Source organism: Kaistella sp. (assembly GCF_041824135.1).
Classification (GTDB): Bacteria; Bacteroidota; Bacteroidia; order Flavobacteriales; family Weeksellaceae; genus Kaistella.
Genome location: NZ_JBGZYM010000065.1, coordinates 1 through 24,384, shown reverse-complemented (window position 1 = coordinate 24,384; position 24,384 = coordinate 1). Strand labels below are relative to the sequence as shown.

The following is a 24,384-nucleotide window of genomic DNA, read 5'->3' as shown; positions in this document are numbered from 1 at the left end:
AAATGATATTGATAACAAATATATAAATTAAGCAAAAATGCCAAAATTAAAAACTAAATCAGGTGCTAAGAAGCGTTTTAAGCTTACCGGAACCGGAAAGATTAAAAGAAAAGGTGCTTATAAAAGCCACATCCTAACGAAAAAAGAAACGAAGCAAAAGAGAAATCTTACGCAAACTTCTTACGTTGCAGAAGTGGACAAAAAGAGCGTTTTACGTCAATTAGCTTTAAAATAGTTTTTATAAATCAACCGGTTTATAAGAATTAACAAATTCAGAAAATTTAACCCTGAAACGGTGCAAAAAAGTGTAATGAAATAATTTACCGCCCTTTTCAAAAAAACAAATTTAAATTATGCCAAGATCAGTAAATGCAGTAGCTTCCAGAGCTCGCAGAAAAAAAGTTATTAAACTGGCCAAAGGTTTTTTCGGTAGAAGAAAGAATGTTTGGACTGTTGCAAAAAACGCCGTACAAAAAGCAATGCAATATGCTTACCGCGGTAGAAAAGAAAAGAAAAGAAATTTCAGAAGCTTATGGATCACGCGTATCAACGCTGGTGCAAGAGAACACGGAATGTCTTACTCCCAGTTTATGGGCGCTCTTAAAACGAACAACATTGAATTGAACAGAAAAGTTTTAGCTGATTTAGCAATGAATCATCCTGAAGCGTTCAAAGCAATTGTAGATTCATTAAAATAAATGTAAAATTTTTTGTTATCAATATTAAATCTCACGCCTTACGGTGTGAGATTTTTTGTTATTTTTACTTCACTTATAATACCATGAAAAAATTCATACTTTTTGCAGCACTTCTATTCTCTGTTTCTGTGTTCAGCCAAAATTTTACGCAGGCGTACCAGGATAGAGCGAATCTGATGAGTCAAACTAATATCAACGGTTACTTGACAGAATTTGCAACCTTGGGCGTGAAAAAGACTGGCACCCTTAATAACAACGACGCTTTCAACTGGCTGAAAAGTAAATACCTTTCTTTCGGATATTCCGATGCGGAAATTACCGAAAATGCTTTTACGTACGGTGGTAACCAAACGAAGAATTTAATTGTAACCAAGACAGGCACCACTTATCCGAACACCTTTATTATTATTTGTGGACATTACGACACGATCGTTGGTCCGGGAGTGAATGACAATGGCAGTGGTGTTTCTGTGATTTTGGAAATCGCCAGAATTCTACAAGACGTACCAACGGAATACTCGATCAAATTCATCAACTTTACAGGTGAAGAACAAGGATTACTGGGAAGTCAGAATTATGTCAACACCGTAGTGAACTCGACCAATCCAAAAATGGATATTAAACTGGTTTTCAATATTGATCAGGTTGGCGGCGTTGCCGGACAAGTGAATAATACCATAACGTGTGAGCGCGATACCAATAATAATCCTGCTACCAATAATGCAGTTTCAGCTTCTGTCACTCAGGAATTAATGAATTGTGTGACTTTATATTCTCCCTTGCAAACGAATCTATCTTTCGCGTACGCATCAGATTATATGCCTTTTCAATCGAATGGTGAAATCATCACAGGTTTTTATGAATTCCGAGAGAGTACAAAACCACATTCTGCTAACGACACTTATGTGAATATGGATCCAGTATTTGTTTACAATGTTGGGAAAGCGGCTCTTGGAGCAGTTCAGCATTTTGCGGTGGCTGAAACCACTACCCTGTCAACAGTGGATTGTCCACCTGAAAAAATGCTGGAGTCCTTGAAAATTTACCCAAATCCAGCCAATGATTTTATTCAAATTGAGATGGTTAATCTGAATCAAAAAGATTATTCGTTTACAATTACAGATCTTACTGGTCGAACATTACTCCAATCTAGAAATGAGAAACGAATTAATGTTTCGAAACTTTCTGCAGGTATTTATCTGGGAACAATGACGGTTGAAGATCAAAAGGTAACGAAGAAGATCATCATTAAGAAATAGATTTTTGGCAATCAAAAGCACACATTTTCCTTATCGTAATAAATTGCAAATAATTACAGCAATTAAAATTTAACTTCTTAAAATACAAGATAAATTTAAACCATTAAGAAATTGAGAGACATTAAGTATGTTATCATTGTTCTTAATTTATCTTAATGCCCTAATGTTAAGAAATCTTACTTTTTCAGCCTTAAAATTATTCTTATTCGTCCTTAGTGGCTTGAACAAAGTAACATTATTTGGAATTTCTATTCAATAATACTTCTTCTATATCGGATAAGGAAAATGATTTTGCTTTTAGTAAAATTAAAAAGTGATACAGCAGATCTGCAGATTCATTTTTAAAAAGATCGGCGTTATCATCTTTAGCTTCGATGACCAATTCTACGGCCTCCTCTCCTACTTTTTGCGCCATTTTATTGATGCCTCTTTGGTAGAGATCGTAAGTGTAAGACTTCTCCACTTTTTGGTCGATTCGTTCTGAAATGGTTTCCTCTAATTCATACAAAAAACCTTTTGATTTCTTCTCTTCAAAGCAACTGAAAGTTCCGGTATGACAAACATTTCCGGCAGGTTTTGCCTGAATTAGTAAAGCATCTGAATCACAGTCTTGTTTGATGCTTTTTACATAAAGATAATTTTCTGAAGTTTCGCCTTTGAGCCAAATTCGGTTTTTGGTGCGGCTGAAGAAATGAACGCGTCCGTCTTTTTGCGTTAATTCCAATGCTTCTTCGTTCATGTAGCCCAACATTAAAACCTGTTGCGTTCGATCATCCTGGATAATTACCGGAACCAATCCGTTTTCTTTTTCAAAATCTAATTTCATCTTTAATTTTTTATTTTTTTTAAAATATAACATGCAATCATACCAAACTTATTCGTGTTTATTTGTAAACTCGTTAAGGATGATTTTATCGAATGGCTATTTCATTTTGTTTTAAATTCTCTTTTAAGTCGGATATTTTAATTTCATTAAAGTGAAAAATACTCGCAGCCAAAGCGCCGGTCACAGTTGTATTGGTAAAAACTTCGGTGAAATCTTTCATTTTTCCCGCACCCCCAGAAGCGATTATTGGAAGGTGGCAAACCTCGGAAACATTTTGTAACATTCGGATATCAAACCCGTTTTTCGTGCCGTCAAAATCCATTGAAGTCAGTAATATTTCTCCAGCTCCTAAATCGGTAACCGTTTTTATCCAGTCTAAAGTTTTCAATTCCGTTTGGATTTTTCCACCATTAATGAACACATAATCTTCACCGTCCATCTGTTTTGTATCGATCGCCACGACGACACATTGATTTCCGAATTGTTTGGCGATCTCCCGAACCAGTTCCGGACGACGAACTGCTGCAGAGTTGATGGAAACTTTATCGGCGCCAGCTTTTAATAAATCTTCAACATCTTGAACGGAAGAAATTCCACCACCGATGGTAAAAGGAATATTGATTTCTAAACTCAATTTTTCAACCAATTCTATTAAAGTTTTTCTGTTTTCTAAAGTAGCTGTGATATCCAGAAAAACCAATTCATCAGCGCAATCTTTCACATATTTTTTGGCTAGTTCCACCGGATCACCGGCAATCCTCAAATGCTCAAATTGGATTCCTTTTACCGTTTTTCCATCTTTGATATCCAAACACGGAATAATTCTTTTCTTTAACATTGATTAAATTTTTGAAGTTCTTTTAAACTTATTTTCGCTTCATAAATGGCTTTTCCGATAATTGCTCCGGAGCAACCGTTCTTTTTTAAATCCTCCAGATCCTGCAGGGAAGAAATTCCGCCACTTGCAATTAAAGCAATTTCCGACTTTTTTAAAATTTCCTGATACAATTCAAAAGAAGGTCCTTCGAGCATTCCGTCTTTTAAGATATCGGTGCAAATGACTTCTTTAATTCCTTTACTTTGGTAAGACTGAATAAAGTCCAAAACATCCAGATCAGAATCGGTCAACCAACCCGACGTTTTTATTTTTCGGTTCAAACAATCTGCACCTAAAATTAATTTTTCAGCGCCAAATTCAGTGATCCATTCTTCACAAAGCTGCGGGTTTTCAACCCCCATACTTCCGATGGTAATTTGATTTGCTCCAGCGTTAAAGGCACTTTCTAAACTTTCACGCGTTTTAATTCCACCACCAAAATCAATAATTAAATTGGTTTGAGAAGCCAGTATTTCTAAAGTTTTTAAATTTTTAATGGTTTTTGCTTTCGCACCATCCAGATCCACCAAATGGAGATATTGGATTCCGTGGGCTTCATATTCTTTGGCAATATCCAAAGGATTTTCGTGATAGATCTTCTTGGTATCGTAATCACCTTTGGAGAGCCGGACGCATTTTCCGTCGATGATGTCTATAGCTGGAATGAGTTTCATTTTTATATTATTTTTTAAACCACAAAACGCACAAAATCTTTATGGTCTTTTTTTAAACACATTATTCACATTAGAATTTCTAATGAAAGTGAAATTTTAATTTCTGAAAAGTTCACATTAGTTTTAAACTTTGTGACTTTGTGGTTAAATTCTTTTATTTTAGTTTTAAAAAGTTTTCTAGAATTGTTGAACCGACATCTCCAGATTTCTCCGGGTGAAACTGTGTTCCGTAGAAATTGTCTTTTTGTAAAGTCGCAGAGAACGGCAAAATATAATCGCACTCAGAAGTCGTATTTTCTCCAGTTTCACAAAAGTAGTTGTGGACAAAATAGAAATTATCATTGGAAGAAATTCCGTCTAAAAGATCGCCTTTAATTTCTTGTAAATTATTCCAACCCATGTGCGGAACAATATCGGTAGCTGGAAATTCTTTTACTTTCAAATTAAATATTCCAAGACATTGTGTATTTCCTTCTTCCGAAAAATCACACAACAATTGTTGTCCGAGACAGATTCCTAAAAATGGCTGTTTTAAAGTTGGAATCAAGGTATCTAAATTACGCTCTTTTAAATAATTCATCGCCGTAGAAGCTTCTCCAACTCCTGGGAAAATTACTTTTTCAGCATTTCTTATTTCCGCAAAATCGGATGTAATGATGGTTTCGAACCCTAATTTCCTGACGGCATTTTCCACAGATTTTACATTTCCTGCGCCGTAATCGATGATTGCTATCATAAAATTCCTTTGGTACTTGGGATGGAAAAATTGTTTTGATCCTGCTTCACGGCATCGCGCAACACCTTGGCAAAAGCTTTGAAAATCGATTCAATTTTGTGGTGTTCATTGTCACCTTCACATTGGATATTCAGATTGCATTTTCCGGTATCGGTGAATGATTTAAAAAAGTGGTAAAACAATTCTGTCGGAACATCGCCGATTTTTTCTCTTTTAAAATCAACATTCCAAACCAGCCAGTTTCTACCGCCGAAATCCAAAGCGACCTGCGCCAGACAATCATCCATAGGCAAAGCAAATGCATATCTTTCTATTCCTTTTTTCGAACCTAAAGCCTGCTCAAAACAGGTTCCCAAAACCAACGCCGTATCTTCGATCGTGTGGTGTTCATCAACTTCTAAATCTCCGTTAACAATTACTTCCAAATCGAAATTTCCATGTTTTGAGATTTGTTCCAGCATGTGATCAAAGAACGCCAAACCGGTATTGATATTTGATTTTCCATTTCCATCCAAATTCAATTCAACCGTAATTTCGGTTTCTTTTGTTTTTCGGTTAACCTTTGCTTTTCGGGGAATCTGTTTTAAATATTGGTAGATCTCGTCCCAACTTTGAGTTGTTAAAGTGGCTTCTTGCAAATTTTCTTTTCCGATAAAAATAGATTGAGTTCCTAAATTTTTCGCCAGTTCAACATCTGTTTTCCGGTCACCGATAACGAAAGAGTTTTTCAGATCGTAATTTCCGTAAATGTATTTTTGAAGCAATCCGGTTCTGGGTTTTCTATTCGGCGAATTATCGGATTCAAAACTGTCATCAATTAAAAGGTCAGAAAAAATAATCCCTTCATTTTCTAAAGTTGTCAACATTTTCTCCTGTGGAATTCTGAAATCTTCTTCCGGAAAAGAATCCGTCCCCAAACCGTCCTGATTCGTCACCATAACCAATTCATAATCGAGTTCGGTCACGATTTTGGCTAAATTCTGAATCACTTTAGGATAAAATTCCAATTTCTCTAATGAATCTACCTGAAAATCAGTGGGCGGTTCTAAAATTAAAGTTCCGTCGCGGTCGATGAATAATACTTTTTTCATGATTTAAATTTCTGATAATACGTTTAAAACTTTTAAATTCTCGGCAGGTTTCCCGATACTTAACCGAAGGCAATTTTTTAAAGCCGGATGACGAAGACTTGTCCAGATATTGGCATCAAGTAATTTTTGATAAACCTTTTCGGCATCTTTAAATTCGATCAAAAAGAAATTAGCATCTGAAGGATAGATCTTGACTACCTCTTTATTTTCCGCCAAACCTTTCTTCAATTTTTCTTTCTCTGATAAAATTGTCTGGATATTTTCCGCCTGTTCTTTTTCGTTTTGTAATTGCTGCAAAGCCAGTCTTTGACTTTCGGAACTGATGTTATAAGGAGGTTTGAACCGATTAATAAACGAAGCAATTTCTGGCGACGAAATCCCGACGCCGATTCTTAAACCTGCCATTCCATACGCTTTGGATAAGGTTTTTAAAACAATTAAGTTCGGATATTTTTTTAATAAACCAACAGCAGATTCTTCTGGAGAAAACTCGATATACGCTTCGTCTACCACTACGATTCCCTTAAAGCTTTGAATATAAAATTCTAAATCATCGATGGAATTTCCCGTTGGATTATTGGGCGAACAGAGGAACAAAATTTTAGCCTTCGTTTTTGTTAGCGCCTCTTCAAACTCCGTTTTAATCAACTGAAAATCTGAATTCAACTGCAGCTTTTCAACTGCTACATTATTCATTTTCGCGTAAATCTCGTACATCACAAAACTCGGATTGAACACCATGATCGAATCTTTTTCACTATCGCAAAATATTCGCATCAATAAGTCGATCAATTCGTCGCTGCCATTTCCTAAAAATAAATTGGATGCGTCTATTTTATTGATGTCCGCCAGTTTTCCTTTGAGCTGCACGTTTTCAGCATCAGGATAACGGTTGTAATTTCCGAACGGATTTTCGTTGGCATCCAGCAGAATAAACTGGTCTTTGTCATCGGTCGGTCGCGATGCTGAATAGGATTTCATTCCCACCAAATGTGGTCTGATTGTTTTTTCTAAATTAAATTCCATTTTCTAATGATTTTAAGCGAAGTGAAACTGCATTTTTGTGGGCTTTCAACCCTTCTGCAGCAGCCATAATTTCAATGGTTTTTCCGATATTCTGAATTCCGGTTTTTGATATTTCCTGAATGGTTATTTTCTTGACAAAACTGTCGAGGGAAACGCCACTGTAATTTTTTGCAAATCCGTTGGTTGGCAAAGTGTGATTGGTTCCGCTCGCATAATCGCCGGCTGATTCCGGCGTATAATTTCCGAGGAAAACAGAACCGGCATTGGTAATTTTCCCAATATAATTTCTAGGATTTTCTACTGCTAAAATTAAATGTTCAGATGCATAGAAATTGCTCATTTCAAGGGCTTCTTCCACTGAATTCATCAAAATAAACCGGCTGTTTTCTAAAGCTATTTTTGCAATTTCATTTCGTGGAAGTTCAGCGACCTGTTTGTTAATTTCCATTAAAGTATTATTAAATACGTCTTCATCAGTCGCAATATAAATCACTTGAGAATCCGTTCCGTGTTCGGCTTGAGATAATAAATCAGCGGCACAAAATTCTGGATTTGCATTTGTATCGGCAATCACTAAAACTTCACTTGGACCCGCCGGCAAATCGATGGCGACATTATATTCCATCGCCAATTGTTTCGCTTGGGTGACATATTGATTTCCAGGACCAAAGATCTTATCCACTTTCGGAATGCTTTCTGTACCAACCGTTAACGCTGCGACGGCTTGAGCGCCGCCCACTTTAAAAATTTTTGTAATTCCACACAATTGCGCCGTGTATAAAATTGCTGGATTGATCGAGCCGTCCTTTTGCGGAGGTGTACAAAGAATCACTTCTTTACAACCTGCGATCTGAGCCGGAATAGCCAACATTAAAACAGTGGAAAAAAGCGGAGCGGTTCCGCCAGGAATATACAATCCGACTTTTTCAATTGCTCTGGATTCTCTCCAACAGATAACTCCTTTAGTAGTTTCAATTTCTACTGATTGCTCTTTCTGAGCAACGTGAAATTTGAAAATGTTTTCTTTCGCCTGATCGATTGCAGCCTTTAATTCTGGTGAAACCTCGGCGACGGCAAATTCTATTTCTTCTTTCGAAACCAATAAATTGTCAATGCGTGCCAGATCAAATTTTATTGCAAACTCTATCAAAGCAGCATCACCATCTTCTTTTACTTTTAAGAAAATATCCTGAACGGTATTTCGTAAATCCTTCTTTTCAAGAGCCGGCCTTTTCAAAAGCATTTCCCACGTATTTTGTGTTGGATATTTAAATATATTTTTCATTTTTACTTTTTATGGACTTATTTTTAACGCAAAGACGCTAAGGAATTTTATTATTCTGTTGATCAATTACGATCGCAAAGGCGTTTCACTCAGCAAGGCATATTGCAGCCATCATACATTGCACTTTATACTACTTTTTACTTCCTACAAAACCATTTTTTCGATTGGAATTACCAGTATTCCTTCGGCACCACATTTCTTCAATTCATCAATAATTTTCCAAAATTCATTTTCCCGAACCACGGAGTGAATACTGCTCCAGCCAGATTCTGCGAGTGGCAAAACGGTGGGCGATTTCATGCCTGGTAAAATATCGATGATCTTCTCAATAGATTCATTCGGCGCGTTCAACAAAATATATTTGTTTTCTCTGGAATTGATCACCGCCTGAATTCGGAACAGAAAAGATTCTAAAATGATGGAAATATCTTCGGGAAGATTTTGACTGGAAATTAATACTGCTTCACTGGTCAAAACCTGCTCCACTTCTTTTAAACCATTGTGCAAAAGCGTGCTTCCAGAACTTACCAAATCTGCGATGGTATCGGCTAAACCAATGCTTGGCGCAATCTCTACACTTCCGGAGATCTCGACGATCTCTGCAGAAATATTGTTTTGTTTGAAATAATTCTGAACGATGGTTGGATAGGAAGTCGCAATTTTCTTTCCTTGAAAAAAACTAAGATCTGAATATTCCTGATCTTTAGGAATGGCCAAGGATAATCTGCAGTTTGCAAAACCCAGTTTTCTTACCAAATCCACATTCTTGTTTTGTTCTAAAACTTCATTTTCCCCAATAATACCGATGTCGACGATTCCTTGTTCAACATATTTTGGAATATCGTCATCGCGAAGGAAAAGAATTTCTAAAGGAAAATTGGTTGCTGAGTTTTTGAGTTTGCTTTTAAAATCGGGAATTTTAATACCGCACTCTTTTAAAAGTTCGAGGGATTTTTCGCTTAAACGTCCGCTTTTTTGTATTGCAATTTTTAATTTATTCATGTTCAGTTTTGAGATTGGGTCTGAACAAATGCTTTTATTTTGAATACAAAAAAAACCGTCTTTGCTCAGACGGTTTTTTATTATTTTAAGTCACTTCGGACCACATTTAATCAACTCGTCTTTAGATGAGATGATGATGATGGAATAAAGCGGTTGTATTTTTCATGTTGTTTTAACTGGGACAAATATATCAAATAATATTTCTAATGTGCAAGGATTACTTTTCACTTTATCATAAGTTCCTGATAAACAGTATGTAAATTTTTAGCAATTAATTGGTCTTCAAATCTCTGTACAAATTCCAATCCTTTTCGAGCTCTTCTGTTCCTTTCAGATTCATTGTCCCAAAGGAAAGTAATCTTAGCTTTAATGTCTTCAAAATTGGTTGGATCAATGTAAACAGAATCTGGTCCACCAGCTTCTGGCAGACAACTTACATTACTTGTGATCACAGGAGTTTCAGAAAACAGAGCTTCAATAACTGGAATTCCGAAACCCTCAAATAAACTTGGATAGACAAAAATATCTGCGAGTTTGTAAATAGCTGCCAATTCTTCCATGGAAACATTTTCTAAAAAATGAACTTGACTTTCTAATTTATTTTTTTTAAGGAATTTTTGGACTTTATTAAAGTATTTTGTTTTCTTGCCAATGACGATCAAAGGGATTTCTGCTCCATTAACGGCTTTAACAATATTCAATAAATTTTTCCGCTCTTCAATTGTTCCGACATTGAGAATAAATCTATCCGGAAGATCGTATTTTTCCTTAACTGAGTTTAAGAATTCTTCATTTTGATAATCCTTGAAAGCATGATGACATCCTTGATAGATCACCCGAATTTTTTCTTCCGGAACTTTTAAAAATTGAATAATATCCCGCTTTGTCTGTTCAGAAATGGCAATGATCAAATCAGCTTGTTCAGCGGCTTTTTTGAATTTCCAGAAATGAATTTTACGGTCAAAAAAAGAATAATACTGAGGAAATCTTAAAAAGATGAGATCATGAATGGTAACTATTTTTTTAATTTTCTTCTCAGTCCATTTTAAAGGCAATTCTCCGGATAGCCCGTGAAAAATATCGGCATTGATTTGCTGAGCGTCTTTGCCCATTTTCAATTGCCGTGACCAACTTCCTTTGGATGTTTCAACAAAAGATACATTGGGTAATGCTACAATATCCTTTCCTCTTTGGCTTTGATTATCATTAAAGAGGAAGTATTCATTATCGGGAAAAGAAGCTGCTAAAATACGCACTAAATCCCGAGAGTAGTTGCCTAAACCGGAGTTGTTATTGAAGAAGCGTTTACCGTCAAAAGCAATTTTCATAGTGATTTTGTCCTTAAAAATTTTTGGAACGAATGATATAATTTGGACGTTCTTTAACCTGCTTGAAAATTTTCCCCAGATAAATTCCGATAATTCCCATAATGATCAACTGTAAACCACCGAAGAAAACAACGGTCATAATTAAAGACGCCCAACCAGAAATTTCTGTTTGTGCCACAAAGGAATGAATGACGTAAATACCATATCCTAAAATTGCAATTGCCGAAAATATAAATCCTAAATAAGCCGCCAAATAAAGAGGTTTAACACTGAAAGCCGTAATTCCTGTGAACGCAAACTTCATCATTTTTTTCAGGTCATAGCTGCTTTCACCAAAGGCTCGTTCATCTGCGGTAAAACGAATACCTTCTCGTCTGAAACCCATCCAATTGGATAATCCACGTAGAAAAATATCGGCTTCGTTCATATTTCGCACCACATCGACTACGGAAGCATCCATCAATCTAAAATCAGAACCGCCACCTTCAGCAAGATTAACATCTGAAATAGCAGACAGAAATTTATAATATAAAGACGAGCTCTTTCTTTTAAACGCAGAAATTTGTTTGGGATATGTTCGTATCGTATAAACAATGTCAGCACCTTCTTCCCACTTTTTAATCAAGTCAGGAATGAGTTCTGGTGGATGTTGTAAATCAGCATCCATCGATATTACCGCGTTTCCATTGGAAGAATCCATTCCCGCTTTTACGGCAGGTTGATGTCCGAAATTTCGGGAGAATTCAATGTACTTTACCTCTTCAAAACGATTGGCTAATTCTTCTAATTTTGCTTGGGTCTGATCGCGACTTCCGTCATTGACAAAAATAATTTCGAATTTATACGTATCTAGTTTCAGGAAAACTTCTTTGATGCGTTGATGAATCAAAGCAACATTGTCTTCTTCGTTATGCGCGGGAATGACGATGGAAATTTTCTTCATGTACTTTAATTAATCTAGTTGATAGTCTTTTGCAAAATCTTTGGTCATCAATTCGTAAATGACGCGGAACCAAACGATGCAACAAGGTAAGGCTTTTAAGGAATATTTCATAATGTAATTGTCCTTGATGAATTTCGGAAATAAATCTGAAAAGGAGAAACAAGTCAATATGATTACGAAAATCAACATTCCAATAATTAAAGGTGATTTTTCCTTTTGCATCAGGAACCAAATCATGACTCCAGCAACTGCAATAATAAACGTTGGCGATTCTGAACCTGAACTAAAAAGCACAATGAATAAAAGCGTTGAAGCTAAAATCATCAGTTGAAATGGAAGATGCTTATATTGATTAATTCGTAAATAAGGCAGCCCAAAAAGCGCCATTCCAGGAAGTAAAAAAGCAAGGTTTGAAATGTCGGCATTACCTGAAACTCTTCTTACAATTCCCATTAAAGAATAATCCTGTCGATTTCCTAAAACCTGATTCGAAGCATTTTTTTCTGATAAAGACTGAAACCAATCTGCGTAAGATTGAATTCCAAAATGTGGACTTGAAAGTAACATTGGGAGAATGAAAAATACGAGTCCGAATCCTATTAAGGAAACGATAAACTTCCATTTATTTTTAATAAAGAAAAAAGCAGAAAGTCCGGCGATTCCATACAGTTTTACAAAAAAACCAATTAAAATAGAGATGGCTGATTGTGTTTCTTTTCTTTCATAAACGTAAACTGCGGATAAGATCAACAAGCCTGTTAGAGCAATATTAAATTGCAAACTTACCGCGGCTGTAATAAATTCCTGTAAACATAACCAAGCAAAAAATGCTTTTTTAGGATTAGAAAAGGGCAGTTTGTGAATCGCAAAAAGAAAAACCAACGTATTGGCAACATTCCACAAAACCATGCCCAACCAGTCTGGCATTATGGCAAAAGGAGCAATTAAGACACTGAAAAAAACGCCATAATGATTGGAGTCAAAATGGACATCGGGATACAAAAGATAAATATTTCTCTCAGCTAAAGTATTGGTAAAAACATTTTTAAAAATCATGTAATTATTATACTTCTCTGGTCCACCGCGGTATTTTGCAATCGCTGATAAAATAGAAACAAGAAGATAAATCCCAAAAATATATTTGGGATTTGAACTGAATTTTAAAAATTTAGCTTTCAACTTAAAGTAGAATTTAGAAATTAAACTGCTACATTATTTTCTCTCAAAGCATCATTCAATGAGGTTTTTTTATCGGTCGATTCTTTTCTTTGTCCAATAATTAAAGCACAAGGAACCTGGAATTCTCCGGCTGGAAACTGTTTGGTATAACTTCCCGGAATCACCACGGAACGAGCTGGGACTCTTCCTTTAATTTCAACTGGAGTGTCACCTGTTACATCGATGATTTTGGTGGACGCTGTTAAAACAACATTCGCTCCTAAAACAGCTTCTCGTTCTACATGAACGCCTTCGACAACGATACATCTTGAACCAACGAAAACATTGTCTTCAATAATTACCGGAGCTGCCTGTAAAGGTTCTAAAACTCCACCAATTCCTACTCCACCACTAAGGTGAACATCTTTTCCAATTTGGGCACAACTTCCAACGGTTGCCCAAGTATCTACCATGGTCCCAGAATCTACGTACGCGCCAATATTGACATAAGAGGGCATCAGAATTACGCCTGGAGCAATGTACGCGCCTTCTCTCGCTACAGCGTGAGGAACAACGCGAACTCCTTTTTCGGCATAACCTCTTTTCAAAGGCATTTTGTCATGGAATTCAAACGGACCAACTTCAATGGTTTCCATTTTCTGAATTGGAAAATACATCACCACCGCTTTTTTCACCCATTCGTTCACTTTCCAGCCATTAGCAGTCGGTTCGGCAACTCTAAGTTCTCCCAAATCTAATTGTCGGATCACTTCACGGATTGATGCCTGACTTTCAGCATCTTTTAACAATTCTCTATTGTCCCAGATATTTTCTATGGTTTGTTGTAACATATTATTCTTTTGATTTTTTAAATTTTAAAAGAGTCCAAATTTACAAAACTCTTCTAGCGAAAAGATAGGCATTGTTCCAGTATTTTTCATTGAGTGAAGAAATAATTACTCCTTTGGACGTTGAAGAATGAATAAATTTAACTTCTCCATTATTGCCGATGTCGTGCACAATTCCAACATGCGTCACTCTGCTTCCACCTGCTGTCGCGAAGAAAACCAGATCACCTGGTTTTGCTTCCTTAATGGTAATTGATTGTCCCTGATTGGACTGATCTTCAGAGCGACGCGGCAGTTTGGTGCTGTTTTCATCGAATACTTTGCAAACTAAGCCAGAACAGTCGAACCCCGACGAAGTGTTTCCCGCATATTTGTACGGTGCACCTAAATATTTCTGAGCATCTTTTAATATCTCTTCAACAGTGTTGGAATTTTTTCCAGAATAATTGGACTCCAACGTTTTTAAGTTGGCAGCTTTCGCGACGGTCTTGGTTGGGATTTCTCTTTTCACCACCACTTTTTTTGAGGATCCGCAGGAGACGATTACCAGTGCGGAAAAAGTGAGCATCAAATACTTCTTCATTTTTTATTTAGCAATTTTTTCAAAAATAGTGAAATTATTTAAATTTCTGTTTTGTTTTCATAAATTTTCCTTTTTAACAGCGGTTTTAGAAAGATAATTCAAGTGTTAATCTTTCCAATTCAAAAAAAGGAATTACATTTAAAATTCTGAAAATATTGCCCCTAAAAATGACTTATCAAGATTATAAAATTTATTTTAAAAAAGAAGTATCTGAAAATTATACGGATGCTGAGAGTTCAATTCTGTTCGATATTTTCGTGCAACATTTAGCGGACTGGAATCAAGTTGAATTGCGAAAAACGATGGGTCAGGAAGTCGAGGAAAAGTATGTCGAAGGACTTCAGAATATAATTAATGAGCTAAAAACGGGAAAACCGTATCAACAGATCTTAGGTGAAACTGAATTTTATGGTTTGAAATTTTTTGTCGATGAACATGTACTTATCCCAAGGCCGGAAACGGAGGAACTTTTGGAACTGGCGATTGAGAAGATCAAGGCTGGAAGTCGGAAGTCGGAAGTATTTAAAATTCTGGATATTGGAACGGGTTCCGGGATTATTCCGATTGTCTTAAAAAAGCATTTTCCGAAAGCTGAAATCTCAGCGATCGACTTTTCTGAAAACGCTTTAAAAACTGCACAGAGAAATGCGGATCTTCATCAAGCTGAAATTCAATTTATCCATCAGGATTATTTAAATGAAAACTTGACTGAAGCTTACGATGTTATTATTTCGAATCCACCTTATATTGGGATTGAGGAAGAAGATGAGATTGCTGATTCGGTAAAAGAATTTGAACCGAAAATGGCATTGTTCTCTCCTACTTCTAATGCATTAATTTTCTACGAAAAAATTGCCCAAGACTGCAAAAATCATTTGGCAGAAAATGGCTTGGTCTTTCTCGAGATCAATCAAAAGTTAGGAGAAGAAACGCTGGAACTTTTTAGGGATGTTTTGTCGCAAACTGAGTTGATGAAAGATCTGTCAGGGAATGAAAGGTTTGTTTGGGGAAGAAAGTAAAAGTTGTTGAGAATTGATGGTTGAAAAATCAATATTTTTAGAAATTATAAACGGATTCGACTGATCTAAATATTACATTTTACATTTCAAGTTGTGGCTAAAGCCAATTGCAATATTGCATTTTATAAGCAGGATAAAGCCCGTAGGTTTTGAAACAGAAACGATTTTTTTTTCTCTGATGAAAAGAAGAACTAACTGAACTTCTAGCCCCGATGGAAGCGACATCCCCGCCTCGGCGGGATATAGCGGACAGCGGGACGGGTTTGCTAAGAAGCTAAAATCTTGTTGCTCCTAAAAAATCTAGCCAATTCTCTTTTTTACGAAAACCATATACGCCATATAAATCAACGGCAGCGACATGATCCCTAAGTATAAAGCGTTTTGAATGGCTCGTTCTGGCTGCATCGCAACGGCGTAAACCAAACCGAAAAAAGCGCCACCTAAATGCGCGGCATGTCCGATATTGTCATTCTGCTTTGGATTCAACATCATATACACTGAATACCCGAAATAAGCGACTCCGAAGATATAACCTGGAATTTCGATCGGAATAAATAAAATATACAACCCTAGATCCGGAATCATGGCAATGGAGGCAAATAAAATCCCGGAAACTCCACCACTCGCGCCAATTGCAGAATACCACGATTGATTCTTGTAGAGGTAAAGAGAGAAAATATTTCCTAAAAGAATAGACCCGAAATAAACGAGTAGAAATCCAAAGGCACCAAACACTTCAATGACAATGGGACCGAAGAAATACAAAGTCATCATATTGAACAACAAATGCATCAGATCGGCGTGTAAAAATCCGGCAGAAATTAAACGTACATATTCTTTGTTGCGCACAATTGCACCTACATTGAACTTGTACTTTTCGAACATCGCGTGATTGCTGAAAGCGATATAACTGATAATAGCCGTAGCGGCAATAATGATCAATAAAACTGGACTCATATTTTTTTATAAAATAAAAGTTTCGGAGACCGAAACTTTGGTTTAAACAATTTCTGAAGTTAGACTTCGGGAAAGTAACTTTTCGTGCATGGGTTTTAGTTTTTCTAAACTCCCGGTTTTTACGGTGCATTTGCCTTTGTAATGAACTAAAAAAGTACATTGTTCGGCCTGCTCTAAGGTGTGTTCGCAAATCTCGACTAAGGCGTCGATCACGTAATCGAAGGTGTTGACTTCATCATTCCATAAAATAATTTTATAGACTTCGTCTTCCTTTTCTAAGACGGCCACATCTTCTTCGTATTCGCGCTGCGGATTTTCGTAATCCTTAATATTTGTTGGAATATTATAATGTAAACTCATTTTCTTTAATTTTAAAAATTAGTATTCTTTAAATTAAATTTCTCCAATTTCATTGGCAAGATCATTAATGATGCTTGGCTCTTCGTACGTTAATTCGATCAGATCAACGCTTTTATTCTGCATTTTCAGAATTTTCACGTGGTAATCATTAATATTGAATTCTTGATTTTCTTCTGGAATATCCTGTAATTCATGTAAAATAAATCCGGCTAAAGTATTGTATTCGCCGTCTTCGGAAAGTGGAAACATTTTCGGTAAGCTTTCATTGATCTCATCTAGAGGCTGTGTCGCCTTTACCCAAAATACATTCTCTCCTACTTTATCAACGATTCTTTCTTCCTCATCTTCTTCATCCTGAATCTCACCCACCAATTCTTCCAGAATATCTTCCAGCGTCACAATTCCTTCGGTACCACCGAATTCATCAATGACTACGGCTAAATGTTGTTTCTTCTGCTGGAACACTTTCAGTAAGTCTGAAATCTTTTTACTACCGACCACAAAAAATGGATCACGCATTAGATCCTTTAGATCATCATGATTGATCTCGCCTTTTCGTTTCACATATTCACGGATGATCTCTTTTGCATAAAAAATCCCCACAATATTGTCAATTGAATTTTCATAGACCGGCAGTCGTGAGTAACCACCTTCCATAATAATATTGATGATCTCTTCTACGGGTTGCTCAATGTCGATCGAAGAAATATTCTGTCTCGGAATCATGATCTGTTTCGCAGAGTGATCTGTAAAGTCGAAGGCGTTTTTAATGATCTCATAATTCTCTTCTTCAATAGCACCAGAATCTGCAGACTGTTTAACCAATAATTGCAACTCTTCCGTCGAGTGAATTTCCTGATCTGAAGCCGGATGAATTTTGATCAAACGCAGAAAAGCATTGGACATGTGATTCATAGACCAGATAAAAGGTTTGAAAACGGTATAGAAAACACGTAACGGCGCTGCGATAAACATTGCTGTAGGTTCTGATTTTCTAATGGCAATTGATTTAGGAATTAATTCTCCAAACACAATGTGCATCACGGTAATCAAAAGGAAACTTGAAACTAAAGAAATGGTAGTAATTGTAGCCTCGGCAACTGCAAGATCAAAATACTGGAAAAGATTTTCGAAAATATGATGCAGCGCACTTTCTCCCACAAAACCCAATCCCAGAGAAGCTAAGGTTATTCCCAATTGTGTGGCAGAAAGATATTCATCCAAATGCTTAATAATATGTTCAGCCTGTTTCGCCATGGCATGACCTTCGGCGGCTTTCAACTGAATTTGGGAGTAACGAACTTTAACGATTGAGAATTCTGCGGCTACGAAAAAACCATTCAGTAATACAAGAAAGACAGCTAAAACTAGCTTAATTATGTCAGAATCCATTTAGAAATTTAAAAAATATTGCGACAAAGATACGGAAATTAAATAATTATCATTAAAGTATTTTTAACATTGCAATAATTAAACAAAATAAAAGCATCTGAAAATCAGATGCTTTAGATATAAAAAACGGACGTTTATTTTTTAATAAATTTAATGGCCTGTTTTCTCTCGCCATCTTTCACAGGAATCAACAAATACATTCCTGGAGCTAAATTTCTCACATCAAGTTGAATATTTTTAGCATTTCTTAGCAGACTCTCACTTTTAATTCTTTTACCGGAAGCGTCGTAAATCTCCAAATTTAAAGATTTGAAATCATCGGTTACATCTACCATCAGATAATCATCTACAGGATTTTGTTTGATTGAAATTTCGCTGCCGAAAGTTCCAGTTTCGGAGCTTTTCAATGTTGCACCTGCTCCAACAATGATTTGCCAGGAATTAAGAATGGTCGGATCAGTAGTTCCATAATCATAAATAATCAATCGCCAATCCCCACTTAACTGTTTCCCGTTAAGAAATGTGCTCATCACTCCCGGATGATGATTAGGGAATTTTGCAGTTCCATAAGAAGGAGCATAATTTCCTGCAGGAATTGCAACTCCAACTCCAACCGCTGTATGATCAATGGGCGAAGTGTTTGCAGAATTAAAACCTAAAATATTTCCCGCAACAAAAGAAGAAGAATCTCCACAAGATGTAATTGAAAGTGCTCCAATTCTGCGGATTAAAGTAATTGCTTCACCTGATGGTGTAATCAACTCAGCGGCTACATCGCCTAACCAATTAGCAGAAATAGATAAATTGACCGTAATTTTGGACGGATCTATAATTGATCCAGTAAGTGGAACATTAATGAGCGACATATTTACTCCAGGGTCTGTTTGACCGCCACAAACTCCTAATCTTGTTATACCATCTACAGGCTCAGTTGCCGTATTATTTTGGTAAGTTTGTCCTTGAGAAAATCCTACAGATAAGATTAAGCCCAAGGCTAAAAAGTTAAGTTTTTTCATGATAATCGTTTTAGTTTGTTAGTACCTACAAATCTAAAATTATGCATCGAATAACAATCAGTGCAAAGACGGTTTTAACAAGGGACAAATCACCCTTTATGTTTTTGTTCGATCAGTTAAAACACTTACCATCAAATACCTATAAACGAAAGAAGACTGCAAATTGCAGTCTTCATATAATTATATTAAGAATATTTTTCTTACGAATTCTTCAAGGCTTCAGCACCACCTACAATCTCCAAAATTTCATTGGTAATTGCAGCCTGTCTCGCTTTGTTGTAGAATATCTTCAGATCATTTCTCAGTGCTTCTGCATTGTCGGTTGCTTTATGCATCGCAGTCATTCTGGCTCCATGTTCAGAAGCTACTGAATCTAAGATCGCTTTATACACCTGCGTCTTAATCGACTTCGGCATTAATACGTCTAAAATTTCTTTTGCATTGGGCTCAAAAAGATAGTCTGTATTTGGCGCTTCAGCTTGTTCTGGTAAAGCAATTGGTAAAACCTGTTCTTTATGCACTTCTTGCGTAGCAGCATTAATGAACTTATTATAAATCACAAATACTTTATCAAAACTACCTTCACGGAAATCTCTCATTACATTTTCCACGAAATTAGAAACGACTTCGAAACTCATTCCATCAAAAATAGCACTTTGATTGTCGTACACTTTTTTGTTACGACGAACCGCGTCATAGACTTTCTTACCAACGGTAAGAATTTCTACTTCATGCTGCGTATCTGCAATAGAGTGATTCAATTCTTTAATTACAGAAGAGTTGAATGCTCCGGCAAGACCTTTATTAGAAGTAACTACGATGTAAAGAACTTTCTTCACTTCTCTTTCTTCGGTGTAGGTAGAAACCCCTTCTAAATCTACTGTAGAACTTACATTTTCTATAATTTCCTGCAATTTCTCTGAGTAAGGTCTCAACATCACAATAGCATCGGTTGCTTTCTTCAGTTTCGCTGCCGAAACCATTTTCATCGCACTCGTAATTTGCATTGTCGAAGAGATTGAAGTAATTCTTCCTCGTATTTCCTTTAAATTCGCCATTCTTTGAAGTCAATGTTTAAAATTCAGTATTCAAAATTAGAAATCTTGAATACTGAAAATTGAATATTTTTTAGTTGTATTTAGACGCTAATTCGGTAGCGGCCTGTTTTAGAATATCTGTAATTCCTTTGTCGATTTTTCCGGATTTAATGGCTGCCATTGTTTCAGGATGTTTTGATCTTAAGAACGCTACATATTCTATCTGGAATTCTTTTACTTTATTGATCGGGATATTTCTCAATAAATTTTCTGTTCCTACATAAATCATGGCCACCTGGCTATCCACAGGAAGTGGAGAGTTAACTGGCTGCTTCAAGATCTCTACATTTCTTTCTCCTTTAGAAATAACCGCTTGAGTTGAAGCATCTAAGTCTGAACCAAATTTAGCAAATGCTTCCAGTTCTTTATATTGTGCCTGATCTAATTTTAATGTTCCAGAAACTTTTTTCATGGATTTGATCTGAGCATTACCTCCAACACGCGATACAGAAATACCTACGTTAATTGCCGGACGAACTCCTGAGTTAAACAAATCAGTTTCCAAGAAGATCTGACCATCTGTAATTGAAATTACGTTGGTTGGGATATATGCAGAAACGTCACCTGCCTGAGTTTCAATAATTGGAAGTGCAGTTAATGAACCACCACCTTTAACAATTGGTCTTAATGAATCCGGTAAATCATTCATCTGTGCTGCAATCGTGTCATCGTTGATCACTTTCGCCGCTCTTTCCAATAATCTGGAGTGAAGGTAGAAAACGTCACCTGGATAAGCTTCACGGCCCGGTGGTCTTCTTAACAATAAAGAAAGCTCACGGTAAGCTACCGCCTGTTTCGATAAATCATCATAAATGATCAAAGCCGGACGACCAGTATCACGGAAGAATTCACCGATCGCTGCTCCAGCCATTGGTGCATAAACCTGCATCGGAGCAGGGTCAGAAGCGTTTGCTGCTACAATTACGGTGTAAGCTAAAGCGCCTTTGTCTTCTAATGTTTTAACAATTTGTGCAACGGTTGAACCTTTTTGTCCAATCGCTACATATATACAGAATACAGGTTCACCTGCATCATAAAATTCTCTTTGATTAATGATCGTATCGATCGCAACAACAGTTTTACCTGTTTGACGGTCACCGATGATCAACTCTCTTTGTCCTCTTCCAACAGGGATCATGGAATCAATTGCAACAATACCCGTTTGAAGTGGTTCAGTTACCGGCTGACGGAAAATTACTCCCGGAGCTTTTCTCTCCAAAGGCAATTCATAAGTTTCCCCTGTGATTGGACCTTTACCATCAATTGGATTTCCTAAAGTGTCAACTACTCTACCCAACATACCTTCACCAACTTTGATGGATGAAATTCTTTGAGTTCTGTTAACTGTATCACCTTCTTTTACCAATTTAGATTCACCCAAAAGAGCTACACCTACATTGTCTTCAGCAAGGTTAAGAACTATTCCTTCAACACCGCTTTGGAACTTTACCAATTCACCGTACTGAACATTTTCTAAACCGTACACTAAAGCGATACCATCACCGATGGTTAATACCGTTCCTACTTCTTCTACATTAGATTGCGTCTCGAAGTTAGCTAACTGCTGTTTTAGAATTGCAGATACTTCTGCCGGATTTATTTCTGCCATTTTATGGTTGTTTTTGTCTTAATTTAATTGAAATTCTTTATTCAATCGGCTTAATTTTGTTTTCACCGACTCATCTATCTGCTGATCTCCAACACGCAAAATATATCCTCCTAAGATCTCAGGATTGATAATTGATTTTACGTCGAACTGGTTATTATGATTAACAAGGCTTGTTGATTTCAGGATACTGTCAATATTCTCCTGAGAAAGTGCCGTTGCAGAAGTCAAAGTAATTCTTTGTACTCCATTAATGTCTTCCACTTTGTTAATATATTCCTGACCAATATTACTCAATTGTCCTTCTCTACCATGTTTGATGACCAACTGAATTAAATTTTTAGATACAGGAGAAAAGCTTTTGAAAATCTCTGCCGAAACACTGATTTTCTTCTTCACCTCGATAATTGGTGAATGGAAAAAGCTTTGTAACTCTTTTGATTTCTCTATGGTATTCACCATGTCTCTCATTTCAAAGAAAACAGAACGTGTAGTTCCTGCTTCCTGCGTGAAATTCAGTAGACCTTGTGCATACCTTTTTGCAACTTTACTTGTACGCATACTAGTTTAAGTTAGAAGAATTAAGGATGTTTGCTACTAGTGCATCTTGTGCACCATCATTATCTAATTTTTGTTTCAAAATAGATTCTGCGATGTTTACAGACAAAGCACCAATTTGGCTTTTGATATCCGAAACTGCTGCAGATTTTTCTGCTTGGATTGTTTGTCTTGCAGATTCGATCATTTTATCAGCTTCTGTTTTTGCCAGACCTTTGGCTTCACCTACGATTCTATCTCTAATATCTCTAGCCTCTTTCAAAATCTGATCACGTTCTACTTTCGCCTCACGGATAATGATTTCGTTTTCAGCTTTCAAGTTTTCAACTTCTTGTTTTGCCAATTTAGCTTGATTCAAAGAATCAACGATGGTCACTTCTCTTTCATTGATCGCAGATAAAATTGGTTTCCACGCAAACTTTGCCAATAAAAACAAGAGGATCAAAAAGGTTAAAGTCATCCAAAACAATAAGCCAATTCCCGGTTCTATCATAATTGTAATTTTTTTGTAATTTTTTTTCTATATGGAAGATAAAAAATTCTTAGCAGAGCCAACCGCGCTGCTAAGAATTGATTTCTGAGGTTTCTTATTTAACGAACGCTCCAAAGATGATCGCGATCAAACCAGCACCCTCGATAAGTCCTGCAGCAATAAGCATTGCTCCCTGGATTTTACCTGCTTGCTCTGGTTGTCTTGCAATAGCATCCATTGCATGTCCACCGATTTTACCAATACCTAGACCAACGCCTAATACTGCTAAACCGATTCCAACGTAAATAAGTCCTGTTCCTTGTGAAATGATTTCCATAATAAAAAAATATATAGGTTAAAAATATTCTGAGTTAATTAATGTGCTCCTTCGTGTTCGTGTTCCGCAACTGCAATTCCAATAAACAAAGCTGAAAGAACGGTAAAGATATAGGCCTGTAAAGCTGCTACTAACAATTCCAGCACTCCGATGAATAATCCAAGTGGAACTGAAGCAAACCCTAAAAGCGGTGTTTTAAAAATAAAGATCAATGACATGATCGCTAGAACCATAATGTGACCTGCTGTAATATTTGCAAAAAGTCGCATCATTAAAGCAAAAGGCTTTGTGAAGATCCCGATAATCTCAATGGGAACCATAATTGGGTATAACAATAATGGAACTGGTGGCATAAAGATGTGTTTCCAGTAATCTTTGTTTGCACTGAAGATCGTAATTAATAAAGTAATGATTGCTAAAACTGCTGTCGTTGCAATGTTTCCCGTTAAGTTATATCCAAACGGTGCGAATGGAATCAAACCAAACATGTTATTAAACCAGATGAAGAAAAATACAGTCAATAAATAAGGCATGTATTTTTTGTATTTCTTTGCGCCGATATTTGGAATCGCTACTTCGTCTCTAATGAAAAGAATAACCGGTTCCATAAATCTTCCGAATCCGCTAGGAACTAAAGATTTCGCATATCCTCTTGCCATTCCAATAAAAACAAGGAACATGAAGAAGATCGAAATAAAGATCGCTGCTACGTTTTTCGTAATTGAGAAATCGTAGAAAGCATTATCTGAATTATGTTTTCCGCTTAACACAGAGAATAATTTTGCCTGCTCTAAACCTTGAGTTGATTTAACAATACCGTGATCTAAAGTATAACCGTCATGTTCATGTCCGTGAGCGATTGTACTTGACATCATGGTATGAAGTCCGTTTTTGTCTTTAATAATTACAGGTAAAGGAATAGAAACGTGGTGTTCTTCTGGAGTTCCCTCGTTCAAAGTTAAGATATGCCACTCGTTAGAATCACTAATGTGACTCATGATCATACTTTTCGCATCAAATTTTTGATTATCATCTACAATTTTCTGTTCTAAACTTTCAGTAGATTTTGCTTCAACTTCTTGCTGTGCATAAGTGAAAACACTTGAAAGCGTAAGAAATAAAACGAAAAATAAAGAAGAAATTCTCTTGTTCATAGGTCAAATTTATCGGTTTGCAAATATATTGAAATTATTAAAACTTACCAATACAAAAAATTGATTTTTATCAGTTAATTTT

The 24,384-nt window shown here is 36.3% G+C and carries 27 protein-coding genes; 4 read left to right on the top strand and 23 right to left on the bottom strand.

Features of this window, described 5'->3' with window-relative positions; translation table 11 throughout:
* Positions 1-37 precede the first annotated feature (37 nt).
* From rpmI to ACEYOS_RS07000, 3 genes are all read left to right on the top strand, one after another.
* Positions 38-235, top strand: coding sequence for a 50S ribosomal protein L35 (gene rpmI, locus ACEYOS_RS07010; RefSeq protein WP_034716458.1), 198 nt, complete (start codon positions 38-40; stop codon positions 233-235).
* A gap of 118 nt (positions 236-353) precedes the next feature.
* Positions 354-698: a 50S ribosomal protein L20 gene (rplT, locus tag ACEYOS_RS07005; protein ID WP_373739095.1), complete on the top strand. Its 345-nt coding sequence runs from the start codon at positions 354-356 to the stop codon at positions 696-698.
* An 83-nt stretch (positions 699-781) separates the two neighbouring features.
* On the top strand, positions 782-1,957 hold the full coding sequence (locus ACEYOS_RS07000; protein ID WP_373709371.1) for a M20/M25/M40 family metallo-hydrolase: 1,176 nt from the start codon (positions 782-784) through the stop codon (positions 1,955-1,957).
* Positions 1,958-2,192: 235 nt separating this feature from the next.
* On the opposite strand, the gene hisIE is transcribed toward ACEYOS_RS07000, so the two are convergent.
* The 13 genes from hisIE to ACEYOS_RS06935 all read right to left on the bottom strand — a co-directional run bounded on the left by hisIE (position 2,193) and on the right by ACEYOS_RS06935 (position 14,334).
* On the bottom strand, positions 2,193-2,816 hold the full coding sequence (hisIE, locus tag ACEYOS_RS06995; RefSeq protein ID WP_373709372.1) for a bifunctional phosphoribosyl-AMP cyclohydrolase/phosphoribosyl-ATP diphosphatase HisIE: 624 nt from the start codon (positions 2,814-2,816) through the stop codon (positions 2,193-2,195).
* A 52-nt stretch (positions 2,817-2,868) separates the two neighbouring features.
* Entirely contained in the window at positions 2,869-3,621 is a 753-nt protein-coding gene (gene hisF, locus ACEYOS_RS06990) for an imidazole glycerol phosphate synthase subunit HisF (protein WP_373709373.1), read from the bottom strand.
* Positions 3,615-4,334 (bottom strand): 1-(5-phosphoribosyl)-5-[(5-phosphoribosylamino)methylideneamino]imidazole-4-carboxamide isomerase, encoded by a 720-nt coding sequence (gene hisA, locus ACEYOS_RS06985; RefSeq protein ID WP_373709374.1) that lies wholly within the window; start codon positions 4,332-4,334, stop codon positions 3,615-3,617. Before hisA ends, hisF begins: the two co-directional genes overlap by 7 nt.
* Before the next feature lie 154 nt (positions 4,335-4,488).
* Positions 4,489-5,070, bottom strand: a complete 582-nt coding sequence (gene hisH, locus ACEYOS_RS06980) for an imidazole glycerol phosphate synthase subunit HisH (RefSeq protein WP_373709375.1) — start codon at positions 5,068-5,070, stop codon at positions 4,489-4,491.
* On the bottom strand, positions 5,067-6,161 hold the full coding sequence (gene hisB, locus ACEYOS_RS06975; RefSeq protein WP_373709376.1) for a bifunctional histidinol-phosphatase/imidazoleglycerol-phosphate dehydratase HisB: 1,095 nt from the start codon (positions 6,159-6,161) through the stop codon (positions 5,067-5,069). Before hisB ends, hisH begins: the two co-directional genes overlap by 4 nt.
* Positions 6,162-6,164: 3 nt before the next feature.
* Positions 6,165-7,187: a histidinol-phosphate transaminase gene (gene hisC, locus ACEYOS_RS06970; protein WP_373709377.1), complete on the bottom strand. Its 1,023-nt coding sequence runs from the start codon at positions 7,185-7,187 to the stop codon at positions 6,165-6,167.
* Complete coding sequence (gene hisD / locus ACEYOS_RS06965) at positions 7,177-8,472, bottom strand: histidinol dehydrogenase (RefSeq protein ID WP_373709378.1); 1,296 nt, start codon at positions 8,470-8,472, stop codon at positions 7,177-7,179. The genes hisC and hisD overlap by 11 nt, the downstream gene beginning before the upstream one ends.
* A gap of 144 nt (positions 8,473-8,616) precedes the next feature.
* Entirely contained in the window at positions 8,617-9,474 is an 858-nt protein-coding gene (gene hisG, locus ACEYOS_RS06960) for an ATP phosphoribosyltransferase (RefSeq protein WP_373709379.1), read from the bottom strand.
* Between the two features lie 224 nt (positions 9,475-9,698).
* Positions 9,699-10,802 carry a glycosyltransferase family 4 protein gene (locus ACEYOS_RS06955; protein ID WP_373709380.1) on the bottom strand — a complete coding sequence of 368 codons (1,104 nt, stop codon included), beginning with the start codon at positions 10,800-10,802 and terminating at the stop codon, positions 9,699-9,701.
* Positions 10,803-10,815: 13 nt separating this feature from the next.
* The gene (locus tag ACEYOS_RS06950) at positions 10,816-11,745 is read right to left on the bottom strand and encodes a glycosyltransferase family 2 protein (RefSeq protein ID WP_373709381.1); all 930 of its coding nucleotides are present in this window, start codon (positions 11,743-11,745) and stop codon (positions 10,816-10,818) included.
* A 9-nt stretch (positions 11,746-11,754) separates the two neighbouring features.
* Positions 11,755-12,924 carry a glycosyltransferase family 87 protein gene (locus tag ACEYOS_RS06945; protein ID WP_373709382.1) on the bottom strand — a complete coding sequence of 390 codons (1,170 nt, stop codon included), beginning with the start codon at positions 12,922-12,924 and terminating at the stop codon, positions 11,755-11,757.
* A gap of 20 nt (positions 12,925-12,944) precedes the next feature.
* Positions 12,945-13,754, bottom strand: a complete 810-nt coding sequence (locus ACEYOS_RS06940) for a 2,3,4,5-tetrahydropyridine-2,6-dicarboxylate N-succinyltransferase (RefSeq protein WP_373709383.1) — start codon at positions 13,752-13,754, stop codon at positions 12,945-12,947.
* A gap of 40 nt (positions 13,755-13,794) precedes the next feature.
* Positions 13,795-14,334 carry a C40 family peptidase gene (locus ACEYOS_RS06935; RefSeq protein ID WP_373709384.1) on the bottom strand — a complete coding sequence of 180 codons (540 nt, stop codon included), beginning with the start codon at positions 14,332-14,334 and terminating at the stop codon, positions 13,795-13,797.
* Between the two features lie 167 nt (positions 14,335-14,501).
* Between ACEYOS_RS06935 and prmC the strand changes: the two genes are divergently transcribed.
* On the top strand, positions 14,502-15,353 hold the full coding sequence (gene prmC, locus ACEYOS_RS06930; protein WP_373709385.1) for a peptide chain release factor N(5)-glutamine methyltransferase: 852 nt from the start codon (positions 14,502-14,504) through the stop codon (positions 15,351-15,353).
* Between the two features lie 300 nt (positions 15,354-15,653).
* On the opposite strand, the gene ACEYOS_RS06925 is transcribed toward prmC, so the two are convergent.
* The 10 genes from ACEYOS_RS06925 to atpB all read right to left on the bottom strand — a co-directional run bounded on the left by ACEYOS_RS06925 (position 15,654) and on the right by atpB (position 24,302).
* Entirely contained in the window at positions 15,654-16,310 is a 657-nt protein-coding gene (locus ACEYOS_RS06925; protein WP_373709386.1) for a rhomboid family intramembrane serine protease, read from the bottom strand.
* A gap of 42 nt (positions 16,311-16,352) precedes the next feature.
* Complete coding sequence (locus tag ACEYOS_RS06920; protein ID WP_373709387.1) at positions 16,353-16,670, bottom strand: ATP-dependent Clp protease adaptor ClpS; 318 nt, start codon at positions 16,668-16,670, stop codon at positions 16,353-16,355.
* A gap of 33 nt (positions 16,671-16,703) precedes the next feature.
* The gene (locus ACEYOS_RS06915; RefSeq protein WP_373709388.1) at positions 16,704-18,062 is read right to left on the bottom strand and encodes a hemolysin family protein; all 1,359 of its coding nucleotides are present in this window, start codon (positions 18,060-18,062) and stop codon (positions 16,704-16,706) included.
* Positions 18,063-18,196: 134 nt separating this feature from the next.
* On the bottom strand, positions 18,197-19,078 hold the full coding sequence (locus ACEYOS_RS06910) for a T9SS type A sorting domain-containing protein (RefSeq protein WP_373709389.1): 882 nt from the start codon (positions 19,076-19,078) through the stop codon (positions 18,197-18,199).
* Between the two features lie 200 nt (positions 19,079-19,278).
* Positions 19,279-20,136, bottom strand: coding sequence for an ATP synthase F1 subunit gamma (atpG, locus tag ACEYOS_RS06905; protein ID WP_373709390.1), 858 nt, complete (start codon positions 20,134-20,136; stop codon positions 19,279-19,281).
* Between the two features lie 70 nt (positions 20,137-20,206).
* A complete protein-coding gene (gene atpA, locus ACEYOS_RS06900) occupies positions 20,207-21,784 on the bottom strand; it encodes a F0F1 ATP synthase subunit alpha (protein WP_373709391.1) in 1,578 nt (525 codons plus the stop codon).
* 18 nt (positions 21,785-21,802) lie between these two features.
* Entirely contained in the window at positions 21,803-22,342 is a 540-nt protein-coding gene (gene atpH / locus ACEYOS_RS06895; protein WP_373709392.1) for an ATP synthase F1 subunit delta, read from the bottom strand.
* Position 22,343: 1 nt separating this feature from the next.
* The gene (atpF, locus tag ACEYOS_RS06890) at positions 22,344-22,832 is read right to left on the bottom strand and encodes a F0F1 ATP synthase subunit B (RefSeq protein WP_373709393.1); all 489 of its coding nucleotides are present in this window, start codon (positions 22,830-22,832) and stop codon (positions 22,344-22,346) included.
* Positions 22,833-22,926: 94 nt separating this feature from the next.
* Positions 22,927-23,148 carry an ATP synthase F0 subunit C gene (locus ACEYOS_RS06885; RefSeq protein WP_034716508.1) on the bottom strand — a complete coding sequence of 74 codons (222 nt, stop codon included), beginning with the start codon at positions 23,146-23,148 and terminating at the stop codon, positions 22,927-22,929.
* A 38-nt stretch (positions 23,149-23,186) separates the two neighbouring features.
* Positions 23,187-24,302: a F0F1 ATP synthase subunit A gene (gene atpB, locus ACEYOS_RS06880; RefSeq protein ID WP_373709394.1), complete on the bottom strand. Its 1,116-nt coding sequence runs from the start codon at positions 24,300-24,302 to the stop codon at positions 23,187-23,189.
* Positions 24,303-24,384: the final 82 nt, after the last annotated feature.